The organism is Mesobacillus sp., assembly GCF_057785455.1.
In genome coordinates, this window is sequence record NZ_JBYNSB010000055.1 from 120,215 (window position 1) to 142,579 (window position 22,365).

The window sequence follows — 22,365 nt, forward strand, 5'->3', positions numbered from 1 at the left end:
TGCTCTGATATAACCAAAATAGATTTGATTTTTAAGATACTGTTGATTGTAGTGGAAGGCGCGTAGACTCCTGCGGGCGCAGCTGGACAGGTGAGACCCCGCAGGAGCAAAGCGACGAGGAGGCTCAGCGCCAGCCCCGCGGAAAGCGAAGCGCCTGGAACGGAAATCAACAGCCTTATTTCAGAGCAAAAAAATAAAAAAGCCAGATCCGTGAAAGGACCTGGCTTTAAAAGCAATGTAAGGGAAAAAAATCATCTCTTACTACTTTCCTACGCTGGTATTACCCAGATCAGGTCCAAAGGGTCAAAAAACTGCCGTTTTTCTCTCAGCCCGACACAGGGCACCCCTAGTAGTACAACGATATTTAATTAGTTTCATAGTAGCCTTAACATTTTTATATGTAAAGCATTTTCCGATTATTATTAAAAAATTCCCATTATTCACCTCCCCAGAAATTGTCTTCATAAAGATGTGTGATAATATGAAAATATACTCATGAATGGGAGATGAAGGGAATTGAAGAATGAAATTATTGAACGATTTACAACCTATGTAAAAGTGGATACCCAGTCGAATGAAAATAGTGAAACCTGCCCTTCAACCGAGGGACAGCTTACACTTGCGAATATGCTTGTCGAAGAATTGAATAGCATCGGGATGCAGGAAGTCACGATCGATGGAAACGGCTATGTAATGGCGACGCTTCCAGCCAATACCAATAAGGATGTACCGACAATCGGCTTCCTTGCCCACGTGGATACGGCTACTGATTTTACAGGAAAAAATGTTAAACCTCAGGTAGTTGAAAACTATGATGGTCAGCAAATTATGCTGAACAAGGAACAGAACATCATCCTCTCTCCTGCGGATTTCCCTGAGCTGCCGCAATACGAGGGACACACCTTGATCACGACAGACGGCACAACCCTTCTTGGAGCTGATAACAAGGCTGGAATCGCTGAAATCATGACGGCGATGGATTATCTGGTCAAGCATCCGGAAATCAAGCACGGGAAAATCAGGGTTGCCTTCACACCTGATGAAGAAATAGGCCGCGGGCCGCATAGGTTCGATGTCGAAGCATTCAATGCGAAATTCGCCTATACGATTGACGGCGGCCCACTAGGCGAGCTGGAATATGAAAGCTTCAATGCCGCTGGTGCCAAGGTGACCTTCAAGGGAAAAAATGTCCACCCTGGAACGGCAAAGGGGAAAATGGTCAACTCCGCGAAGATCGCGATGGAATTCAACAGCAGGCTGCCTGAAGAAGAGGCTCCGGAACATACAGCGGGATATGAAGGCTTCTTCCACCTCAGCTCCATCAATGGCGATGTGGAGGAAACAACGCTGAGTTATATCATTCGTGATTTTGACCGGGACAGCTTCCAGGCACGGAAGGATCTCATGCAGCAAATCACCAACGAACTAAGGCTGAAATATGGTGAATATCGAGTTGAGCTTGAAATCAAAGACCAATATTACAACATGAAGGATAAGATCGAGCCCGTGAAGGAAATCGTCGACATCGCATACGAAGCAATGGAAAACCTCGGCATCAAGCCGATCGTCAAGCCAATCCGCGGCGGCACCGACGGATCCCAGCTAAGCTATATGGGACTGCCGACACCGAACATCTTCACAGGAGGCGAAAACTTCCACGGCCGCTTCGAATACATCTCAGTCAACAACATGATCAAAGCAGTAGAAACCATCGTAGAAGTAGTTAAATTATACGAAGCCAAAGCATAACACTTTACCACATCACCGCGCCGGGGGTCAGACCCCCGGCGCTTTAACGCATTCCCGCACTGGGGGTCTGACCCCCAGTGCTTTAAAGTGTTGAAGCGGGGATTGAATCGGGCTCTGGTCTTAGGCGGATTTGGTTCTGAGGGGCATTGGTGTGCGCTGGTGAATGGTTTATTCTGGATATAGAGATTGATTGAGAGGGGAAATTGGGATGTTGAAGCGGGTTTTGGTTATTTTTCTGATTATTACCGGTGCTTATATTGGGATGAATTATTTGATTGGCGGGGATGGGCTCAATTTCGCAAAGGCGAAGGATTCTGCTAAGGTTACGAAAAACATCGAGAATATCTCGATCGATGTTTCAAGCATCAGCACGACCGTCGTTCCTGAAGACAGAGATGATGTCAGCGCTGAGCTCGAGGGAAAGGGAACTGTTTCTGTGCATAAGCGCGGGGATACAATCGAAGTTTCTGCAAAGCGGAAAGGATTCTTCTGGTTCAATTGGTTTGAGCTTGATGAGACCTCTTTGACGATTTACATTCCTGAGGACTATGACCAAAACATGAAGCTCGAACTTGGTTCAGGTGAAATCACCTTTAAAGGGTATTCTATACAGGAACCAATGAATCTGGATAAGCTGGCCATTGATGTTGGATCCGGCAGCCTGGTTCTTAAAAACATGAATGTAAAAACACTGGAGCATCACAGCTCATCTGGAGAGGTTGAAATTAATTCGCTAACTGCCGAATCTGGAACATTCGATGTGAGTTCAGGAAGTGTCAGTGTCCAGAACTACTCGGGTAAACTTGATGCAGATGTTTCCTCAGGCGAACTGGAAATTCAGATGGCGAAAGTAACTCATGATATCAATTTAAATGTCAGCTCCGGCGGCCTTGAGCTGGACCTCCCGGATGATGCAGACTTCACCTTGAATGGAAAAACAAGCAGCGGAGATATTTCGTGTGAGTTCAAGTTGAAAAACAAGATAGAAAACGATAACGGATTATCAGGCAAACACGGAAGCGGCAAGCATGCAATCGATGCTGATGTATCAAGCGGCAATATTGAAATCTTTTAATAGGCTCTGTTCGTTAATTTTGTTGCTTTCACACAAAAACTAAAAGTGTATGAACTCGAATGCGAAACAAGCTCTTTAATCCTAAACCTGGGCAGCTGCACTCCCGCAGATGCCCAGGTTTTTTTGTTAGCAAATGCATGTCTTCCGCTTGGTCCCAATCTTATTCCGCTCTTCCATCTTTTTAATATAGTCTGCAGCCAAAGGAACCTTGCAAGCAGTCTGGCCTACATCCACATGCACCTTGCCAATAGTACCTGCGACCTCCGATGCCTCCTTATGCAGTGCTTGCACATATCCCCCTGCACAGATGACAAAGTTGTTCATCACGTACCTTACGCGATTTCTTTCCTGATGGATCGTTGATTCCACCAGACTTAAAAGGCTCCGGACTTCCTCTAAATCTATGTCCTCGTCCGGAGTGATGGATAAATAATTGGCATAAGTGCTCCAGCCGCAGACTGCGATCATCTCATGATCAGACTCGATCCATTCCAAAGCAAGCTCATGTCCATATGGACTTTCTGCTGCAACTCCAGCGACCGTGTATTCTGCAATCATGTACCAATACGCTTTTTTCGCCCAATCCTGCAGAGTGTCTTTTGGAACCAGCTTCGGATTCACTGATAAACCAGCCAAATACATGGCATCACTATTTCCCGTATCATAGAGTGCGAGAGCAAGTTCCTGATCCTTTTTCACATGCTTGACCAGCATCTTCAAATCTCCGACTCTCACACCGAAGAAAGGCTCTCTTGCCCCATGTCGCTTTAGTGTATTCCTTGTTTGCTCGGAGCCCATTTCTTCAAGCTTGCCCATTACTTCATCCAATCTCATTCCGCCGCCCCCTAATTACAAACTTTTTTATCAGTATAAACCAAAAATGGAATAATTAGCGCACGGAAGTCAAATGTTATATTGATAGAATCCATTAAAATCAGGAGAGTCTCATGGAAACAATCTTAACTACTACGATAAGAACTTTAATTGGTTTCTCCGTTTTATTATTCCTAACGAGAATACTCGGCAAAAAACAATTAAGCCAGATGACATTCTTTACTTATATTACAGGGATTGCGCTTGGTAATATCGCTGGTGATATGGTCGTGCACAGAGATATTAAATTAATCGATGGTGTCACAGGTCTGGCACTTTGGGCAACTTTCACACTGGCAATTGAATACATCAGCCTTAAATCCGCAAAGGCCCGTATTTTGCTTGATGGTGAACCAACGATTATCATCAAGCAAGGGAAAATTAACGAAAAGGCGATGAAATCCGCTAAATTGAATATGGATGATCTTACGATGCTGCTCAGGATTCAAAATATATTTTCAATATCAGAAGTAGACTATGCGATTCTAGAGCCAAATGGACAGCTAAGCGTCCTGAAAAAGGTTGAATATGAAAATATAACCCAAAAAGCTGCAGGCCTGACTCCTTCCCCTCGGCTATATTTGCCAACCGAGCTTGTGGTTGACGGCAGGGTTGTCTTGAAAAACCTGAAAGAGCTCAATATCAGCGAGGACTGGCTGATGAATGAACTGAAAAGAACAGGCATCAGCAGAATAGCTGAGACGTTCTATGCTGAGCTGCAGAGTGATGGAACTTTATTTGCTGAAAAAAAATCCCGATGAACTGCCTGTATCTCAAACAGGCAGTTTTTTTCAATAATAACTTATTAGACCAATCTGATTTCCTCGCTTTTACTTTCCCTTCCCTTCCGATAAAATTAAAACAAGTATATAAACCCACCTCCGAAGGAGAACGGATATGTTCGAACTCTTAATTACGATGCTGGAACGGCTTGGCATTATCGTCACGATTGCTTTCATATTGACCAGATTCCGTTTTTTCACCAGCCTCATTTACCACGACAGACTGAATCGGCGGCAGCAGTATTTTGCCATCGTCTTTTTCGGTTTTTTCGGGATCATTGGTACATATTCAGGTATGAGCTTCAACACGGACACTCTGCAGTTCAACCGCTGGGCGGCTGACCTTGCATCAGATGAAGCAATTGCCAATTCCCGCGTGATTGGGATCGTCATCGCCGGCTTGCTTGGCGGCTATAAGGTAGGGATTGGCGCTGGACTGATCGCCGGCCTCCATCGTTTCACACTCGGCGGTTTTACTGCCTTTGCCTGCGGTCTCGCTGCGATTGTAGCAGGAATCATCTCAGGCCGTCTGCAGAAGAAGAAAAATATTAACCTGACCACTGCTTTCATGGTCGGGGCTATTGCAGAAACGGTCCAGATGCTGATTATCCTGCTGCTGGCAAAGCCATTTGATAAAGCGCAGACACTGGTTGAAATCATCGGTATACCAATGATCCTCGCCAACGGGCTGGGCTCAGCGCTTTTCCTGATGGTCATCAAGAACGTAGTTTCCGAAGAGGAAAAGGCAGGTGCCCTTCTCGCGCAAAAAACGCTAAGGATCGCGGACAAAACACTTGCCCACCTCCGCAAAGGGATTAATCAGGATTCAGCACAGGCGGTTTGCCGGATTTTACACAAAGAAGTGCAGACAAGTGCCGTCGCAATGACGAATACGACGGACATTCTCGCCCATATTGGGCTCGGGGATGACCATCATCGCTCCAACAGCTTAATCCAGACCCAGATTACAAGAGAGGTGCTGAAAAGCGGGGAGCTGGTCGTTGCCAATGACGAAACGATCCACTGTGATGAGCGGAAATGCCCGCTTGGTGCTGCCGTCATTGCTCCGCTTAAGCAGCGTGGAGAAACAATCGGCACATTAAAGTTTTATTTTAAGTCGGAAAAAGAAATAACGAATGTGGTCATCGAGCTAATTTCCGGGTTGAGCAATCTCCTGAGCAATCAGCTGGAAATCGCCGAAGCGGACAAGGCCTACCAGCTCGCCAAGGAAGCAGAAGTAAAGGCACTTCAGGCGCAGATCAGCCCGCATTTCCTTTTCAACACATTGAATGTCATAACTTCCCTGACCAGGATCGATCCTGCCAAAGCGCGGATGCTGCTCGTTTCTCTTTCACACTTTTTGCGGCAAAACCTGACAGCAACAACAGTCACAATGACCAGCCTAGAACAGGAGCTGCGGCATGTGAAGGCCTACCTTGCCATTGAAGAGGCCCGATTCGTGGAAAAATTAAGGATCACATATGAGATTGATGATGCTGCACTTCTTGTGAAAATTCCTCCGCTTACACTGCAGCCGATTGTAGAGAATGCTGTGAAGCACGGAATAAAGAATATGGAACAGGATTCCCACATCCAAATCGTCATCCAAAAGACTGGCGGCGGTACAATCGTCCTTGTTGCGGATAATGGGCAGGGCATGACCGAAGAGCGGATTGACCAGCTGGGCAAACAGATCATCAGTTCCGAAAAAGGCAGCGGCATCGCTCTCTACAATGTGAATAGGAGGCTTGTGATGATGTTCGGAGAAAAGGCCTCTCTCCAGATTGAAAGTGAACCAGAAAACGGTACAAGAATCTCTTTTTTGATTCCTAATGCGGAGGAAATTTAGATGGAGCAGAAAATAAGGATATTGATTGCAGATGATGAATTATACAGCAGGGATGAATTGAAGCATTTATTGAGCTCCTTTCCTGCCATTGAGGTCGTCGGAGAGGCCGAAACTGGAGAAGCTGCCGTCATGAAGGCCCTTCAGCTGCAGCCTGATGTTGTTTTCCTGGACGTTGAAATGCCGAAAATGAACGGGATGGAAGCAGCAAAAGCCCTTCTCGAGTTAAAAAAAGTCCCGCTCATCGTGTTTGCCACGGCATACCCGCAATTTGCAGCAGAGGCCTTCAGATATGAAGCAGTGGATTATTTACTGAAGCCCTATGACGAGGACCAGCTAGGCGAAACAGTACAGAGAATTGAGAAGCACTTCCTCTCCGCAAATGAACCAGAATCCGCAAGGCATAACGGCAAGCTTGCAGTTGAAGGAGATGGTGAAATCCTCTATCTCGACCCTAAGGATATCCTTTATATTTCAAGGGAAGAGAAATTTTCGAAAATCATCACGCGGACAAATGAATACGAAAGCAAGACGCCATTGAAGGACCTCGAAAGCCGTTTGCTGCCATATTCCTTTTTCCGCATCCATAAAAGCTATCTCGTCAACCTGGATTATGTTACCCGCCTGACACCGTGGTTCAACGGAGCGTACCAGCTTCAGATCGAGGGCCGGGAAGAAATGCTTTCCGTCAGCCGTAATTATGTAAAAGCATTAAGGAACAAACTGGAATTATAAACAAACATGATCTAAAAAGGTCCTTCGCTCTTTGGGTGAAGGACCTTTTCCGGTTCTTTACAGCATCGGAGGTTGGGTCCCTTCCTTTATAGTGGATACTTTGCCTAAATATATTTGCATCTTAATAGCTTTTTCATGCGTTTCAAACACTGTTTCCTGCATTTCAATCTTGCTTTCCTGCATCTTGTTCACAAAATGTCCATAAATTCTATTAATCTTCTATAATGAATGTAAACGATTACAAAACGAAAAGCGTAAGCGCCTCGTTCAGCCCCGACAAGCGTTGGCCGACTAAAATCGCCACGTCCTGTGGCAACGTCGGCACTAGAACATCGTATCCGTCGAAGGGCCGACCAGTGAAGTCGTTCTTTGACTTCATTGGGCGGACCGAAGCAACTCGAGGGGCTAGGTGCTGAAGCTGGACATTACTCAAGCAGAAACTATATTTTAATCCAGAGGAGGTTTCACATGTATACTTTTCTTGGCGGTATCGCACTTTTAATTATTGGTTATTTTACGTACGGCAAATTTGTTGAGAAGGTCTTTGGCGTAAACGAAGGCCGTTCAACTCCAGCTTACACACATAAAGATGACGTTGACTATGTGCCAATGTCAACAGCAAAAAACTCATTGATCCAGCTGCTTAATATTGCTGGGGTCGGACCTATTTTCGGCCCGATCATGGGTGCACTTTATGGTCCGGTTGCATTCATTTGGATTGTTCTGGGAGCGATTTTTGCTGGAGCAGTCCACGATTATCTTACTGGAATGATTTCGATCCGAAATCGCGGCGCCCATCTTCCTGAGCTTGCCGGCAAATTCCTCGGCAAATTCATGAAACATGTTGTAAACGCATTCGCGATTCTTCTTTTACTATTGGTTGGAACCGTTTTCGTCACAGCACCTGCTGGCTTGCTTCACACATTGATGGACGGAAAGGTCGCAATGAGCATTATTGTCGCTGCAATCTTTGTTTACTATATTTTAGCAACACTTCTTCCTGTTGATAAAATCATCGGCCGCTTCTACCCTATCTTCGGTGCACTCCTTTTAATCAGTGCTGTTGGGGTTGGCGGAATGCTCGTATTCACTGGTGCACCTATTCCGGAAATTTCATTATCTAATTTCCATCCTGATAACGCACCTATTTTCCCATTATTGTTCCTGACAATTTCCTGTGGTGCACTTTCAGGTTTCCATGCTACACAAACACCGATCATTTCTCGTACAACGCAAAGTGAAAAACAAGGACGCAAGATTTTTTACGGCATGATGATTGCTGAGGGTGTCATTGCAATGATCTGGGCAGCTGCAGCAATGAGCTTGTTCGACGGTTATAATGGCCTGAATGACCTGCTTGCCAGCGGCGGACCTGCTGCAATCGTAAGTGAAGCTTCAACCTTGATGCTTGGTGCTGTTGGCGGTACACTCGCTGTCCTGGGTGTTATCATTTTGCCAATCACATCCGGCGACACTGCTTTCCGCAGCGCACGTATGATTATTGCTGACTACTTCAATTTTGCACAAAAGAAATTCACAAGCCGTCTTTGGATCGCGCTTCCACTATTCGCTATCTCATTTGCGCTTACTAAGGTCGATTTCACAATCCTGTGGAGATACTTCTCCTGGGCTAACCAATCAACCGCAGTCATCGCGCTATGGGTAGGAGCGATGTACCTATTCATCGCCAAAAAGAACTACTGGATTGCGATGATTCCTGGCATATTCATGACAATGGCAACATCATCTTATATCATTAACGCACCAATCGGTTTCGGACAGTCTCTGACTGTTGCCAATATCGGGGCAGTCATTGTAACGGCTGTAATTACAGTAATCTTCTTCTCGGCTGCGAAAAAGGCCCGCGCAAACAATCTGCCGCTTGAGGAAGATGTATCTGGCTACAAGGTGGCGTAATTATGAGCGGATGCTGCAGCCCTAATTACCGAAAGTCGGTCAATGAGAAGGAAGAGCAGGTCAATAGCAAAGGGAAGGAACAGCTTCCCCTGATTGCAAAAATCATGATCATCCTGATTTCCGCTGGAGGGCTGCTCGCAGCATTCCTCGCAAATTAGCTGGTCAATAAAGTGCACGCTTGCATTCAGGCGTGCACTTTTACATAGCAGGGAGGTTTTAATATGAGAATCTTAATCGTAGGCGCAGGTGCGATTGGCGGTTATTTTGGCGGCCGTCTTATTGAAAAAGGTGAAGACGTAACCTTTTTGGTCCGCGAAAAACGCAGGCAGCAGCTTCAGCAAAATGGCCTTAACGTCGAGAGCATCCACGGAGATATGCACTTTGCAGAGCCAAAGACAATTGTTTCAGGTGAGGGCTCTGACCCTTACGATGTCATCTTAGTTTCAACCAAGTCGTATCATTTAGCAGGCGCGGTGGAAAGTATCCGTCCGTATATTGGAGAAGGGACAATGATTTTGCCATTGCTGAATGGAATTGCCCATCTCGATGTACTGACAGCCGCATTCGGAGCCGAGAAAGTGCTGGGCGGTTTGTGCTTTATTGAAACAACACTTGATGCAGCTGGGAAAGTTGTTCAGACCAGCCCCATCCATGACCTCGTTTTTGGGGAGCGAAGCGGGGAAATGACAGAGAGAATCAAACAGCTTCAATCTGTTTTCGAAGGAACGAAGGCTAATTTCCGCCTGTCTGAAAAAATTGAACAGGAAATGTGGCATAAATACTTATTTATCACTTCTCTAAGCGGCATTACCTCCCTTTTCCGATCTCCAATCGGCCCAATCAGGGAACAGCCTCAGGGAATCGGCACGATTAAAAGCCTGATCAGTGAAAGCATCGATATCATGAAAAAGCTTGATGCCCCGCTTGCGGACAACATGTTGGATGCGACCTTCGCGAGGCTGAATGAAATTGGCTTCATGATGAAATCCTCGCTGCAGCGCGATATGGAAAAATCAATGCCGACAGAAGGTGATCATTTATTTGGCTTCCTTTTGGAAAAAGCCACAGAATTCGGTCTGCCGGCTCCTACTCTTTCAGCGATTTATGCAAATGTGGAGATTTATGAGAGGAATCTAAACTAAATTAAAGGTGCCTGATGAATTGTTTCAGGCACCTTTTTTTGCAGTTATTACAATACTTTTGATCCTCTTTTCCGATTACTCGACTCCCGGGAACCATCCTGGTGTGTTAACGATTGCCTGCCAGAGCGGATCCGGGACAACCAGCCGGGTTTGGGCACCAAGATCAATCTTCGTTTCAATTTCATCCTCGCGTCCGTTTTCGACTTTTTCCACCCAGTCCGGATCAATGATCAGTTCGCGTCCCAATGCAATGAGCGGCACACCAGTTTCAAAGGCCTTCAGTACATCATCAGCGCTATACAATGAGCCAACACCAATTACCGGCACCTTCTGGCCTACGCGCTCCTGGATGATTTCCATTCTCGGACGGTCATCCTCTATACCACGCTTAGGTTTTGACCAGAAATCATTCAATGACACATGCAGATAATCTAATTGTTTATCAGCAAGTGCGTCAATTAGCTTTAGTGTATCTGCCATGGTGATGCCCGGCGTTTCTGGCTCCTCAGGCGAGAATCGGTATCCTACGATGAATGGCCCCTTCGCATGCTGGGCAGTAACCCTTTTTACCTCATCAACAATTGCCAGCGGGAATGACATTCTTTTTTCCAGGGAACCTCCCCACTTATCTTCGCGGCGGTTGGAATGCGGTGAAAAGAACTGCTGAATCAGATAGCCGTTTGCTCCATGGATTTCCACACCATCATAGCCCGCTTCAATCGCCCGGCGCGTCGTTTCGCCAAACGCCTTTATGATTGTATCGATCTCTTCCTCGTTTAAAGCACGGGGAGTCTTTGAATTCCCTCTCTCTGAAGCAACTGCACTGGCACTGACAATATCCCCATCCGGAACAAGCTCTGGAGGACATTCACGTCCGCCATGGAAAATTTGCAGAATCGCCTTTGCTCCCTTCTCCTTGATGGCAGAAGCCAATTTTTGCAGGCTTGGAATCATTTCATCTGAGTCGGCTCCAAACTCGCCTTTGAATCCTTTCCCATTTGCCGTGACATATGTACATGCCGTAACAACCATGCTGACCCCGCCCGAACGGCGTGCATAATACTCAACCTCCGCATCCGTGACGGTTCCATCGTCATTGGATGAAAAGTTCGTCATCGGCGCCATGACGATCCTATTTTTCAGGCTGACCCCATTAGGTAGTGAAAATGAATTAAAAAACTGATTGTACTTTGAATTCATGATATAAACCCTCCTCCTTTACCATACTAAAGTGTAATATCCTTCTAGCTTGGATGTTAAACATTTGACGCAACTCACTTATTATTTGCAAGGGGAGGCCAAAAAACAACGCGGGAACGAAAAACTTTCATTGTGCCATGGCACAGAGCAGCATCAATAGATGAACAGGCCTTTGATGACCTTAACATGCAGGATGCGGGATAAATGGGCACCAATCCCCCCCATGGTGACCAGAAACAGCTGGGGCGGAATAAATGGTCACCAATAAGTCCTCTTGGTGACCTAAAGACCACCCGAGCATCCAAGTCTATTTGCTCGTCCTATCAATCGCTTTCTTGATTGTTTCTGCCTGCTTTGCGATATCGCCGATTCCCTGGAAATGCAGGTACATGATCCGAGGTTCTTCATAAAGCATGTGGTTATGGAGAGCCGATACGTCTAATTTGCCTTTGCGTAATTCATCGATCACCGGGTTCACTTCTTCCTGCAGTAAGGCAAGCTCTCCCATTACAGCTGTCCGGCCATCGACATTTTCAAATGAAAAGTGGAAGGCCACCCCCATCGCTTCAGGTGACTGCTTTTTACCCATATGTGTCAGCTGGATGTTTTTACGGACGAAATCTGCTGTGCAGGTGCCATTCTTGGATTCCACCTCGATATTCAGCGTTTTCTTGACGATCTCGCAGTCAGCCGCGCCCGCTGCTTCTGTTCCTGCCGGCATCACCAACATGCATAACACTGCAGCCGCTAATAATCTTTTCATCACAGACACCCCTTTTTAGTTTTAGAATGCCTGAAAAATTGCCGGATATTCTAAACAAAAAAAGACATCCTGCTAATGCAGAATGCCTTCCGTATCCTTGTGATTTTTCAACAGTTCTTCAATTGCTTCCGCTCCGAGCGGCCTGCTGAAGTAGTAGCCCTGGCCGACTCTGCAGCCATTCCTCATCAGGAATTCAACTTGCTCCAGTTCCTCCACACCTTCTGCGATGACATTGAATTGGAGATTATGCCCCATATCGATGATCGTTTTTACCATTGCACCCTGGTTGGAGTGATGGATGATATCATCCACGAACGATTTATCGATTTTTATTTTATCAATTGGGAGGTGCTTGAGCAGGCTTAGAGAAGAATAGCCTGTTCCGAAATCGTCGATTGCCAGTGTGACGCCCAGTTCCTTAAGCTCATTGAGGATTGGGGCTGTTGTTTCACTGTTTTGCATGACGCTTTCAGTAATCTCCAGATCCAGGTATCTTGGATTCAATTCTGTGTCTTCCAGAGCCCCTTTTACGGTATCAATGAATCGGTCTTCCTGAAGCTGTCTTACGGAAATATTCACGGAGATGGGGAACTGGCTTAAGCCTTTGCGCTGCCATGACTTATTCTGGGCTGCTGCATTCTCGAGCACCCACTTGCCAAGCGGGACGATCAGGCCCGTTTCTTCTGCCAGCGGAATGAATTCGGCCGGTGAGATGATGCCTTTTTCCGGATGCTGCCAGCGAACGAGCGCCTCGACTCCTATGATTTCTCCTGTTTCCAGATTCACCTGGGGCTGGTAATGCAGCATGAGCTGGTTCTGCTCCAGTGCCTTTCTCAAACCGTTCTCAAGCTCCATTTTCCGCGAAGAAAGCCCGTGAAGCTGGTTGGTGTAAAATTGATAATTGTTCTTGCCTCGCTCTTTTGCGAGGTACATTGCGGTGTCCGCATGCTTGATGAGCGTTTCCTCATCTTTTCCGTCACATGGTGCCATGCTGATTCCAATACTAGGTGTGACGTAGAATTCCTGGTTTTCAACGAAAATCCCCTCGGAAAACTCATTTAGGATCCGTTCGGCAACCTGTACCACTTTCTCTTTATTGAGGCCCTTCAGAAGGATGATGAATTCATCGCCGCCCTGGCGCGATACAAGGCCGGCATCGCCAACGGCATTTTTCAGCCTGGCTGCCACGACCTTCAGCAATAGATCCCCGACCCGGTGGCCCTTGGTATCATTGATGATCTTGAAACGGTCCAGGTCAAGAAACAGAACAGCGAGCTCCTGTCCGCCCTTCTGCACCGCATTATTAAGATGCCTCCTGACCATATTCCTGTTTGGGAGGCCTGTCAGCACATCGTAATAGGCCATATATTTAATCGTCTTTTCGGCTTTCTTGCGCTGGGTTAAATCGCGGCCGACAATCTGTTCCGCCATCCTGCCCTCGTACATGATTGGCATTGCTGACATTTCAACATCAATTTCAGTGCCGTCAAGCTGGACAGCCTTGAATTCAAACCAATGCTTCTCCTCAAAGTTCTCATCTATGGTCAGCTCCCGATTTTTGATCTGGGCAAGGATATCTGATGGAATCAGCTTGGAGATTGGCTGCCCAATCAAAGCTTCCTGGGATTCCGCTTTAAATAGCTTGCAGCCGGCCTCATTGATGTAATCCAGTTTTCCTCTGCTGTATACAGCAATCAAATCGGGTGACATTTCCACAAGGCTGCGGTAGCGGCCTTCACTTTCCTGCCTGTCAGTGATATCGAACAGAACACTGGTAAAATCAACAAATTCTCCTTGTTCATTCAGAACTGGTATGCCCCTGTCCTGAATCCAGCGCACCTCTCCGTCTGGCCGGATGATCCGGTATACGCTCGTCACGGCTTCACCGCGGCCAAGTTCTTTTTCCCTTATTTCTAATACATGCATATCCTCTGGATGAATGACTTTTCTCCAGAGGGTGCTGTCTTTATAAAATTCCTGGGAAGAGTAGCCATATAATTTCTCAATCCCTGATGTGATGAGGAGTGTATCTGTTTTTAAATCGTGCGACCAAATCGCCACATCCAATGTGTCAAAGATACTCTGCAGCCGTTTCTTATGTCCCTGAAGATCCATTGCCGTATTTTCTACTGCTTTATAAAAAAACAGCACAATGATAAGCGAAAGCAAGGTGAAGCCTATATCAATCAAATAACCAGTTTCCTTGTTTACTGCAAAATAGAAAGATGTCGTCCAATCAATCAGTTCTGTAAGAAATAGAAAGATAATGATATATAACCCATTATGTTTATGAATATTTCTATCATTACCCATAAAAAAGTTCCCCCAAATACCCAATTGCTGTTTATTTTTCCAGTTTTATATATTGTAAACATATCAAAAAATACAGCCGAAGCACAATGAGTTTATTACAAATGAACTAGAATTTTGAATGAAAATGGATAATATTATAAGGATTTGCCAATTAAAGTCGAAAGCTCGCTCTTTTTTTCATTCAAGTAGATCCTATCCAGCTCTTTCAGTTCTTCAGAATTGAATTTCTCGAGGCTGTAGGTGAAAATCTCCCATATCATCTTTTTTCCGGTATCATCTGCATTCTTGCCTATCAGGAGGAAGGATTCGATCAGTGCGATTAGAATTGAAAAGTCTTCCTTTCCATAATGAATGATTTGATAGAACGATAAGTACAGGATGTCCTTGGTCCTCTTCTGCTTTCTGATGACTCTTGGCTGCTTATCTTTATCATAATAAGCAACATAACGGCCATTCGCACGGACCCTTGTTAAGTCGGCAAGGGCCATTCCTAAATGCAATACACAATTCTTGGCGGTATTCGGGTCATTGATTGCAGGGGAAATCGCCCTTAATGCCACCTCGACAATTTTCTGCAGCGCAAACTCAGGATCCTGATAGGATGACCGCTCCATTCCGAGCCTTAGCATCTCATTAAGAATGCCATCGATATGTTCGTCGAGCACATCTGTATGGTGGACCCGGAAGACCACGCTTTCCTCAGTTAAAAAATCACCGACCATGAAGTTCGCTTCGATCCCGATATTTTTTTCAGCGGCATAGCTAGTCATGCTTTCATAGTCAAACAGCTGGACATAACCATATCCCTTACTTTTGACATCCCTGATATGCCCATAGGAAAAACCTGCATCCTTCCTGTCATCTATGACCTCGATATACTCACTTTCAAGTGCATGTTCCTGGCGTTTGATTGATTTCATAGCTCCTTCCGTAATTTCACGGATCAGCTTGCTCACCTGGATGGAGGTTGCCACGTTATGAATAAAATAAGCAAAGAATGCCAGACAGATAAAAGCAATCAGAACGCCCACCGTTGCCGAGACCACCAAGCCGCCATACCAGGACTCGCTCATGAACAGCAGCGACAGCATTGAATAGACAAAGCCGCCCATGAAGATTCCCAGTACCCTCATGGTCACAGGATCCTCAACAAAGTTATTGAGAGTGCGTGGTGAAAATTGCGAAGAATAAGTGGTCAATACAACCATGATGGTGGAAAATGTGATGGTCGTCATCGTCAATAACGCGGCAGAAATGGCGCCAAGTATTGTTTGTGCCAATGGAATATTCGTCAGCAAAAAAGAGGGAACAATTCCTTGTGCCAGCTCGTTATGATCAATATAGATGACAGCCACTGCGAGAATAAAAGCTAAAATGCTATAAATGCCCGGAAGAAGCCAGATGCTTTCCCTGATCCTTAATACCATTTTCCTTACCATAAATACACCTCCCCTGCATACAGTTACCCTATCTTTAGACCATTTATCGCTTTTTTATCCTTAGAGATAGTCAATTTTTTCTGCGGCAAAAGAAAAACCTTGCCCTAAAAGCGGCAAGGCAGATTGACTTTGAGATTTATTGCACAGTGATTTCAGAGGATCACAATATTTTTCCAGGCTTTCCTCAAGGCGACTTCGCATAGCCGACAAGCTCCATGAACCCTTTTCCGGCGAGGGCATGTTTTTTTCCATCGGGAAGCACCTCAACACCCTGAACTGTACAGATTCCCTCCCAAATTGCCTGGACGGGGCCAATGATCAGCATTTCCTGGTTTGGAAAATCCGCTGCTACATGAAGCTGGATATTAAACTCAGGTATGGTGATCTCCCATTCTACCGGATACCTGGCATTCGTCCTTAAACTCTTCCATGATCTCACTTTCTTAAAGCTGACCTCTCTTGTGAACCGGATTTTGCCATTTATTTCAATCATGTTCGCCATAGGTCTTCCTGGTGTCATTTCATTTATCAGGAGCTCCCGTCCATCACTCAGCATCAGGCCAAACCAATTCCAGCCTGCCCCCTTGACGAGGGAATAGTCGCGGCCCCATTGGTGGTCGAACCAGCCGGCACCACTGACATTTTCAGTCCCTGTATCTGTCTTGATTATGCCGTTCACCACATTTCTGGTAAAAGAATAATAGTATAAGTCATCCGGTTTCCCATCCCCGCCAATCAACGCCAGCGGTTTTACCGGGGCAAACTCCAGCTGAACCTCTGTATCTCTTTCCTTCAGGTGCACATCAAAAGCTGCTTCATCCTCATCCTTGAAGGTGAGCGAATGCGGGCCATAATACAGCGCCGTAGGATTTTCGCTAACCTTTGCATCCTTCAACATTGTATGGGGCGAAGGAAGATCCCCTTTCAATAGATTCTTATAAAGCCGCCACATCCTGGCATCCATCGGGTTGAGAAGCAGATAGAATGGCAGATAGACAGCGAGCATGCCCAGCTTCACTTTGTGGTCGATACTAGAATAATTGATGCGTTTATTCCTGTTGAGATCGATCACTGTATGGATCACATAATGCCCCTTCCCAATCTCCAGTTCCCCAACGCGGAAAAAAGATGCCATCACAGCATATCGCCCGCCCCTGTCTCCGTTCAGGTACGTGAAAAAATACCACCATTCTATATTGGAATCACTATGGGGCCCAGCATCATTTGGCAGCGAAATCGGCTTACTCCGTTCATCATTCATCCCAGCATGCACACCTTTTGTTTTTAACAAGGTATGCAGGCGATTAAGAATGAGGGACTATATACAATAGATAAAAAAAGAATCCTCTGTGCAGACAAACTCTTAGCACGGGGATCCTTTTACTTAGCCTTTGAGGATTTGTTTTATCTTTTTCAAATCATTTGTATTTGCTTTTTTCATCATTACTGACATGAATGGAGAGATGAATCTTGAAAACCCTTTAGGTTCTCCCTCATTCCTTAATGTCATCAATGTGGCACCGTTGTTGACGGCTTTCCAAGTATAAGTTGTCTTCATTGGAAATGGTCCTTCAGCCGTAAGCATCACCATTTTTTCTCCTGGTATCCATTCAGTCACTTCATAAATATAGGAAAGCTCTTTTCCCAAAAATTTAGCTTTAAAAGCAATTTTTGAGCCTTCTTTTACAGGAGGATTCGTTAACCATTCAGCACTATCGATATTCACATACCATTCAGGAGCATTATCGGGATTAGCCGCAAACTCTGATACTATGTCTATATCACGATTAATCGTAATCTCTGTATTTACATCAACCATCTTATCACTCCGTGTATTGAGTTTATTTCCTTCTCAGTTTAGTTGAGTGTACTCTATAAAATCAATCCTGGCTTGAATTTACCCCGAGACTGGAATATTCTTAAGGATAGATAATCTAGATTTAAGGATGGGATTAACCTGCGTATCAATAAATTCATCAGCGAATCAGGTAAAACGTCAAGACGCGGTGCGGACCGCCTGGTTGAAGAGGGCCGCGTGACGATCAATGGAAAGCTTGCGAAAATCGGCAGCCAGGTGGAGCCAGGTGACGATGTGAGAGTAAATGGCGAACAAATCAGGATGGCTCAGAATTATGTCTATATCGCCTTGAATAAGCCAGTTGGCATCACAAGTACAACCGAAAGACATGTAAAGGGGAATATCATTGACCTCGTCAATCACCCGCTGCGGATTTTTAACATCGGCCGCCTTGATAAGGACTCGGAAGGCTTGATCCTTCTCACCAATGACGGAGACATCGTAAACGAGATTCTTCGTGCTGAAAACAAACATGAGAAGGAATATATTGTTTCTGTGGACAAGCCAATCACACCAGAGTTCATTAAAGCAATGTCTGAAGGCGTGAGAATCCTTGGGACAAAAACACTGCCTGCAAAAGTGACCCAGCTGTCCAGGTACGAATTCAATATCATTTTGACACAGGGCTTGAACAGGCAGATCCGCCGTATGTGCGAGGCCCTCGGCTATGAGGTTTACAGACTGCAGCGCATCCGGATTATGAATATCCACCTAGGCAATCTGCAAATCGGACAGTGGCGCGATTTGAGCAAAAAAGAAAAGAAGCAATTGTTCAGTGATTTGAACTATGAACCGAAGGAATGGTAATGAAAAAGGATGAGCGCTTGAGTTCATCCTTTTTTTCACGCTTCCATTGCTACAGTCTCCCCACTCTTGCCATCATTCCGAAGAACCTCCAGCACCATCCTTTCCCTATAGAGGAATGGGACGAGGGTAAGCAGGCTTAAGCCACAGACACCAAGCAAAATCCAAACAGGCATTTTTTCAAGCAGGAAGCCGAACAGGATATATCCTAGTGGAGTCATAGCGCTTGAGCCGGTTTCCAGCAATGACATCACTCTTCCCCGGTATTCGTCAGGAGTGTTTTTTTGCAGCAGAACGGTGACTGGCATGTTGATGAACATGATGGCACCTGCCAATATCAGGACAAGGGCAATTAGATAACCGAAGATCAGCTGATTATCCATTCCCCGGAGAGCTGAAAAAGCCGGAACTCCAATCAGGATTATGATGAAAGACATTCCCACGATTCCTCCGATAATGGATTGTTCTTTTTTCCTGATTTCTTTTCGTGCTGAAAGAATCAGGGCAAGGACCATCATGCCAATGGAAAAAGCTCCTTCGATCATCCCTAGCTGTGCTGGCGACATTCCTCTGACCTTAAGCACTAAATAGGGCAGCGCGACCGGGAACACAGCGAACCAGAAGTTCAGCCAGATGCTGATGATGACCAGGTAAAACAGAAATGGCTGTGATTTTATATAGGAAACTCCATTCTTAAGATCTTCAGATAATTTTGCAGTTGTTTTCTGATTGTGTTTATTTCTGTATAAATCATATTGAATCATGATGCTGGCGATCGCTGAGATAAGGTAGGTAAGGATATTTAAACCCATGAAGAGATTGATTTGAAAGATGCCAAAGAAGATTCCGCCGAGAACTGGACCCAATATTGCCGATAGCGAGATCGCTGCCTGGTTTAGCGACATCGCTTTTTGCAGGTGGTCCGGCCCTACCATATTGTGAATGGATGATGTGACGGCGATTGTATAGAAGGTATTAATGATGCTTAATCCTGTTGTTGAGATGTAAAGAACCCATATTCCCTGGGATACCGTTGTAAAGAATAGCAGCACTGCTCCGAGCCACGCGGCACTCGCCATATTTGAATAAATAATCAGCTTTTTCCGGTCAAGCCGGTCGGACAGCGTGCCAGCAATCGGGGCGAGCAGGATCCTTGGCAGCATGCTCAGCACCAAGGTGATGGCAAAATTCAGGCTGGAGCCTGTTTTATCCAGAATATACAGGCCGATGGCAAACGCATATATGGAAGAACCAAGCACCGCCGTCACCTTGCCGGCCAGGAACAAAATTAGATTTTTCTTAACCGCTCTCTCCAATTAACTCTCCTCCTGTTTTTCCTTTTTCAGTGTGAAATTCATTTCATATGAAGTCTTTTCGGCATCACTCTTCATCGCCGATTTCTTAACATACTTCAAAAATAAGGCATCTAGATCCTTGCTAAGTTCTTTGCGGTCTTCTTCCGTCAACGACACATATGTGCCCTGACTGACGACTTGTTCTGTTTCAGGGGTCACCGCATCATTCTTCAGGTTGAAGTGAGTGGCTTTTGAACGATAGTACTTTTCGATGATCCCCCTGTTTTCCTTTGTCTCTTGAATTTCGAGAATGCCTCCATTATAGAGCTGCTGAATATGGTAATGGATGCTGCCTGCAGACTTCTCTAGTTCATCCGCCACCTGTTTTGCTGTCATTGCCTTCATGGCCAGCAGATAAATAATTTTAACGCGCAGAGGGCTGGAAATCAGCTTTTGCTGCTCCAAATTGACCTCCATCGTCTTTTTTATATAATCCAATTTAGTTCACCTTCCAAAATTTCCTTATATTTTAATTTAATTATACATTCTAAAAAAATAGAATGAAAGAGTAAGTTAGATTAACTTTTCAACAAAGGATGGAATCTTTTCCGCATCCCTAAAATAAATTGGGAAAATAATCAAATTTTAAATAGTGATATTTGCCGGGGGGATGTGCTTGAAAAAGATAATCAGCAAGGTTCTCTTCTTCTTCCTTATCTGTATTGGGTTAATATGCATTGCTTTATTTCCGAGAGAGGCGTCGGTTACTGCTGAGGGCAGGGCTGCAACTGTAGTGTACACGTACGAGTTTTCATGGCCGGAATATAAAGAAAATCTTTCGGGCTTTATCCGCGGAATCGTCCATGATCAAACACTTGGCGAAACGAGGTATCATAAACCGGTTGAAACTGAGATGCTGGTTTATTTTCCGAGGAGCTTAAAAATTATCTTCACTGCATTCTTCATCAGTCTGGCAATCGGGATATTAAAAGGCATCTATGATTTCAAAAGTACAAATAAACGAACGAACCTCATTGGAAACGGGACAACCTGGTTGTTTCTATCCATACCAGATTTTTTCCTGATCCTCTCCGTCCAATGGATCATCATCTTTTATTTCAATTGGATTGATATTTTTGGCCATGAATATTGGTACAACTTCATGATCCCGTCATTGCTAGTGTCCATTTATCCAGCTATGTATATCAGCAGGATCACCTCGGCAGCAATAGCTGGCGAAGCGGCCCAGCAATATGTGCAAGTGGCAAAATCAAAAGGCCTTCAACAGGGTACCATTATTTCAAAGCATATATTGAAAAACTGTGCCGGACGGATCCTGGATAAAACTCCATCGATGCTCATCTATATTTTGTCCAATCTTTTATTTGTCGAGTATCTCCTGGATTACAAAGGCGCGGCCTATCGCCTCTGGCTTGCCCTTGATTTTGAACCGAGAATCTTTGTGGGCAGAGACAATATGTACGAGCCGAGCGTGATTATTGGCTTCGGCATTTGTTTTATGGCCTTGGTTCTGGCTGTCCAGATCATCAGCCAGCTGATAAGATCCAGAGTCGATCCGCGATAGGGGGTTATAATCTTGAGAAACTGGTATTTAATTATTGGAACAGCTCTAATAGGCTTCTTTTTGCTCGTTACCTTTATAGGTCCGCAATTCTCTTTTATTCAGGAAGGCCTTGAAGTCAAGCGAATGGTGAAGCTTGATGGGAATTTTGATAAGGCTCCTTTTCCCCCTTCTCCAAAGCACCCATTGGGGACCGACCATGATGGCCGTGACGTTTTAAGCCTTATCATTGCCGGGGCCAGGGATACGATTCTTATCATCACGGCTATCACCCTCATCCGCTATCTTATCTCACTGCTCTTGGTTGTATTGGCATCTTTATGGAAACAGCCGTTTTCCTGGCTGATCAATGGCTGGAACCACCTATCTGCCGGAATGCCAATCATCTTTGCAGCCATTTTGTTCATCATCCTTCCTGTTTTCACCTTCAGTTCCAATCGAATGGCTTGGGTCATTGTTATTTTGGTCCTTATTGAAGTGGGAAGAGTCAGCAATCTGATCCAGCACAGGATGGACACCATCTCCAGGACTCCTTTCGTGGAGGCCGGGATTACGATCGGAATTGGGCCGCTGCGGTTCTTTAAAAATTATTATTTTCCCAGCCTCCTTCCCGATATTATCGTCAATTTTTGCATCGACATGGGCAGGGTTGCTTTGCTGCTTGGCCAGCTGGGTATTTTCGGGATTTTTGTGACACAGGTTTTTGTGCAGACTAATTACGGATATGGAGAGCTTCAAAATACGAGCTTGAATTGGCCAACACTTTTAGGAGCGGCGAGGGGCGATTTGCTTAGGGCTTTCTGGATCCCCTTCTTCACAGCAAGTGCAATCACCTTTCTCATCCTTACTTTCAATATCCTTGGTGAGGGGCTCAGGAGGTATTTCGATAAAAACGGGAGCAGCAATTTCTAGCCGCCAATCTCAATGGCGGATTTTTTCGCATAAATAGTTTGTATACAAATTATATTTACACATAATAATTTTATTGTTAT

The 22,365-nt window shown here is 45.2% G+C and carries 20 protein-coding genes and 1 riboswitch; of the genes, 11 read left to right on the forward strand and 9 right to left on the reverse strand.

All coding sequences use genetic code 11. The features are described 5' to 3' along the window. Positions 1-249: 249 nt before the first annotated feature. Positions 250-358: riboswitch (TPP riboswitch) on the reverse strand. Positions 359-516: 158 nt separating this feature from the next. Together pepT and liaG are read left to right on the forward strand one after the other, a co-directional pair. Beyond that, positions 517-1,749, forward strand: coding sequence for a peptidase T (gene pepT / locus AC3EBE_RS20500; RefSeq protein WP_488596875.1), 1,233 nt, complete (start codon positions 517-519; stop codon positions 1,747-1,749). A gap of 208 nt (positions 1,750-1,957) precedes the next feature. Further along, entirely contained in the window at positions 1,958-2,824 is an 867-nt protein-coding gene (gene liaG, locus AC3EBE_RS20505) for a LiaG family protein (protein WP_488596876.1), read from the forward strand. A gap of 126 nt (positions 2,825-2,950) precedes the next feature. On the opposite strand, the gene AC3EBE_RS20510 is transcribed toward liaG, so the two are convergent. Further along, positions 2,951-3,658: a DNA alkylation repair protein gene (locus AC3EBE_RS20510; RefSeq protein ID WP_488596877.1), complete on the reverse strand. Its 708-nt coding sequence runs from the start codon at positions 3,656-3,658 to the stop codon at positions 2,951-2,953. Positions 3,659-3,771: 113 nt separating this feature from the next. Between AC3EBE_RS20510 and AC3EBE_RS20515 the strand changes: the two genes are divergently transcribed. From AC3EBE_RS20515 to AC3EBE_RS20540, 6 genes are all read left to right on the forward strand, one after another. After that, positions 3,772-4,458: a YetF domain-containing protein gene (locus AC3EBE_RS20515; RefSeq protein WP_488596878.1), complete on the forward strand. Its 687-nt coding sequence runs from the start codon at positions 3,772-3,774 to the stop codon at positions 4,456-4,458. 136 nt (positions 4,459-4,594) lie between these two features. After that, on the forward strand, positions 4,595-6,328 hold the full coding sequence (locus AC3EBE_RS20520; RefSeq protein ID WP_488596879.1) for a LytS/YhcK type 5TM receptor domain-containing protein: 1,734 nt from the start codon (positions 4,595-4,597) through the stop codon (positions 6,326-6,328). Next, entirely contained in the window at positions 6,329-7,060 is a 732-nt protein-coding gene (locus AC3EBE_RS20525; RefSeq protein ID WP_488596880.1) for a LytR/AlgR family response regulator transcription factor, read from the forward strand. Between the two features lie 468 nt (positions 7,061-7,528). Next, positions 7,529-8,977: a carbon starvation CstA family protein gene (locus tag AC3EBE_RS20530; protein ID WP_488596881.1), complete on the forward strand. Its 1,449-nt coding sequence runs from the start codon at positions 7,529-7,531 to the stop codon at positions 8,975-8,977. 2 nt (positions 8,978-8,979) lie between these two features. Continuing rightward, positions 8,980-9,135 carry a hypothetical protein gene (locus tag AC3EBE_RS20535; protein ID WP_488596882.1) on the forward strand — a complete coding sequence of 52 codons (156 nt, stop codon included), beginning with the start codon at positions 8,980-8,982 and terminating at the stop codon, positions 9,133-9,135. 63 nt (positions 9,136-9,198) lie between these two features. After that, positions 9,199-10,119 (forward strand): ketopantoate reductase family protein, encoded by a 921-nt coding sequence (locus AC3EBE_RS20540; protein ID WP_488596883.1) that lies wholly within the window; start codon positions 9,199-9,201, stop codon positions 10,117-10,119. Between the two features lie 75 nt (positions 10,120-10,194). On the opposite strand, the gene AC3EBE_RS20545 is transcribed toward AC3EBE_RS20540, so the two are convergent. The 6 genes from AC3EBE_RS20545 to AC3EBE_RS20570 form a co-directional block, all read right to left on the reverse strand. After that, entirely contained in the window at positions 10,195-11,319 is a 1,125-nt protein-coding gene (locus tag AC3EBE_RS20545) for an NADH-dependent flavin oxidoreductase (RefSeq protein ID WP_488596884.1), read from the reverse strand. Between the two features lie 307 nt (positions 11,320-11,626). Next, positions 11,627-12,082: a DUF1259 domain-containing protein gene (locus AC3EBE_RS20550; RefSeq protein ID WP_488596885.1), complete on the reverse strand. Its 456-nt coding sequence runs from the start codon at positions 12,080-12,082 to the stop codon at positions 11,627-11,629. Positions 12,083-12,154: 72 nt separating this feature from the next. After that, positions 12,155-14,395: an EAL domain-containing protein gene (locus AC3EBE_RS20555; protein WP_488596886.1), complete on the reverse strand. Its 2,241-nt coding sequence runs from the start codon at positions 14,393-14,395 to the stop codon at positions 12,155-12,157. A gap of 134 nt (positions 14,396-14,529) precedes the next feature. Further along, a complete protein-coding gene (locus AC3EBE_RS20560; RefSeq protein ID WP_488596887.1) occupies positions 14,530-15,834 on the reverse strand; it encodes a DUF2254 domain-containing protein in 1,305 nt (434 codons plus the stop codon). 184 nt (positions 15,835-16,018) lie between these two features. Then, positions 16,019-17,095, reverse strand: coding sequence for a lipocalin-like domain-containing protein (locus AC3EBE_RS20565; RefSeq protein ID WP_488596888.1), 1,077 nt, complete (start codon positions 17,093-17,095; stop codon positions 16,019-16,021). A gap of 123 nt (positions 17,096-17,218) precedes the next feature. Beyond that, positions 17,219-17,653: an SRPBCC family protein gene (locus AC3EBE_RS20570; RefSeq protein WP_488596889.1), complete on the reverse strand. Its 435-nt coding sequence runs from the start codon at positions 17,651-17,653 to the stop codon at positions 17,219-17,221. A gap of 138 nt (positions 17,654-17,791) precedes the next feature. Here AC3EBE_RS20570 and rluF point away from each other — a divergent pair, with 138 nt between their 5' ends. Further along, positions 17,792-18,499, forward strand: a complete 708-nt coding sequence (gene rluF / locus AC3EBE_RS20575; RefSeq protein ID WP_488596915.1) for a 23S rRNA pseudouridine(2604) synthase RluF — start codon at positions 17,792-17,794, stop codon at positions 18,497-18,499. A 35-nt stretch (positions 18,500-18,534) separates the two neighbouring features. Here rluF and AC3EBE_RS20580 read toward each other — a convergent pair whose 3' ends face one another. Then, complete coding sequence (locus AC3EBE_RS20580) at positions 18,535-19,812, reverse strand: MFS transporter (protein ID WP_488596890.1); 1,278 nt, start codon at positions 19,810-19,812, stop codon at positions 18,535-18,537. Next, on the reverse strand, positions 19,813-20,289 hold the full coding sequence (locus tag AC3EBE_RS20585; RefSeq protein ID WP_488596891.1) for an ArsR/SmtB family transcription factor: 477 nt from the start codon (positions 20,287-20,289) through the stop codon (positions 19,813-19,815). Positions 20,290-20,467: 178 nt separating this feature from the next. Here AC3EBE_RS20585 and AC3EBE_RS20590 point away from each other — a divergent pair, with 178 nt between their 5' ends. After that, the gene (locus tag AC3EBE_RS20590) at positions 20,468-21,376 is read left to right on the forward strand and encodes an ABC transporter permease subunit (protein WP_488596892.1); all 909 of its coding nucleotides are present in this window, start codon (positions 20,468-20,470) and stop codon (positions 21,374-21,376) included. Positions 21,377-21,388: 12 nt separating this feature from the next. Beyond that, positions 21,389-22,285, forward strand: coding sequence for an ABC transporter permease subunit (locus AC3EBE_RS20595; protein ID WP_488596893.1), 897 nt, complete (start codon positions 21,389-21,391; stop codon positions 22,283-22,285). Positions 22,286-22,365: the final 80 nt, after the last annotated feature.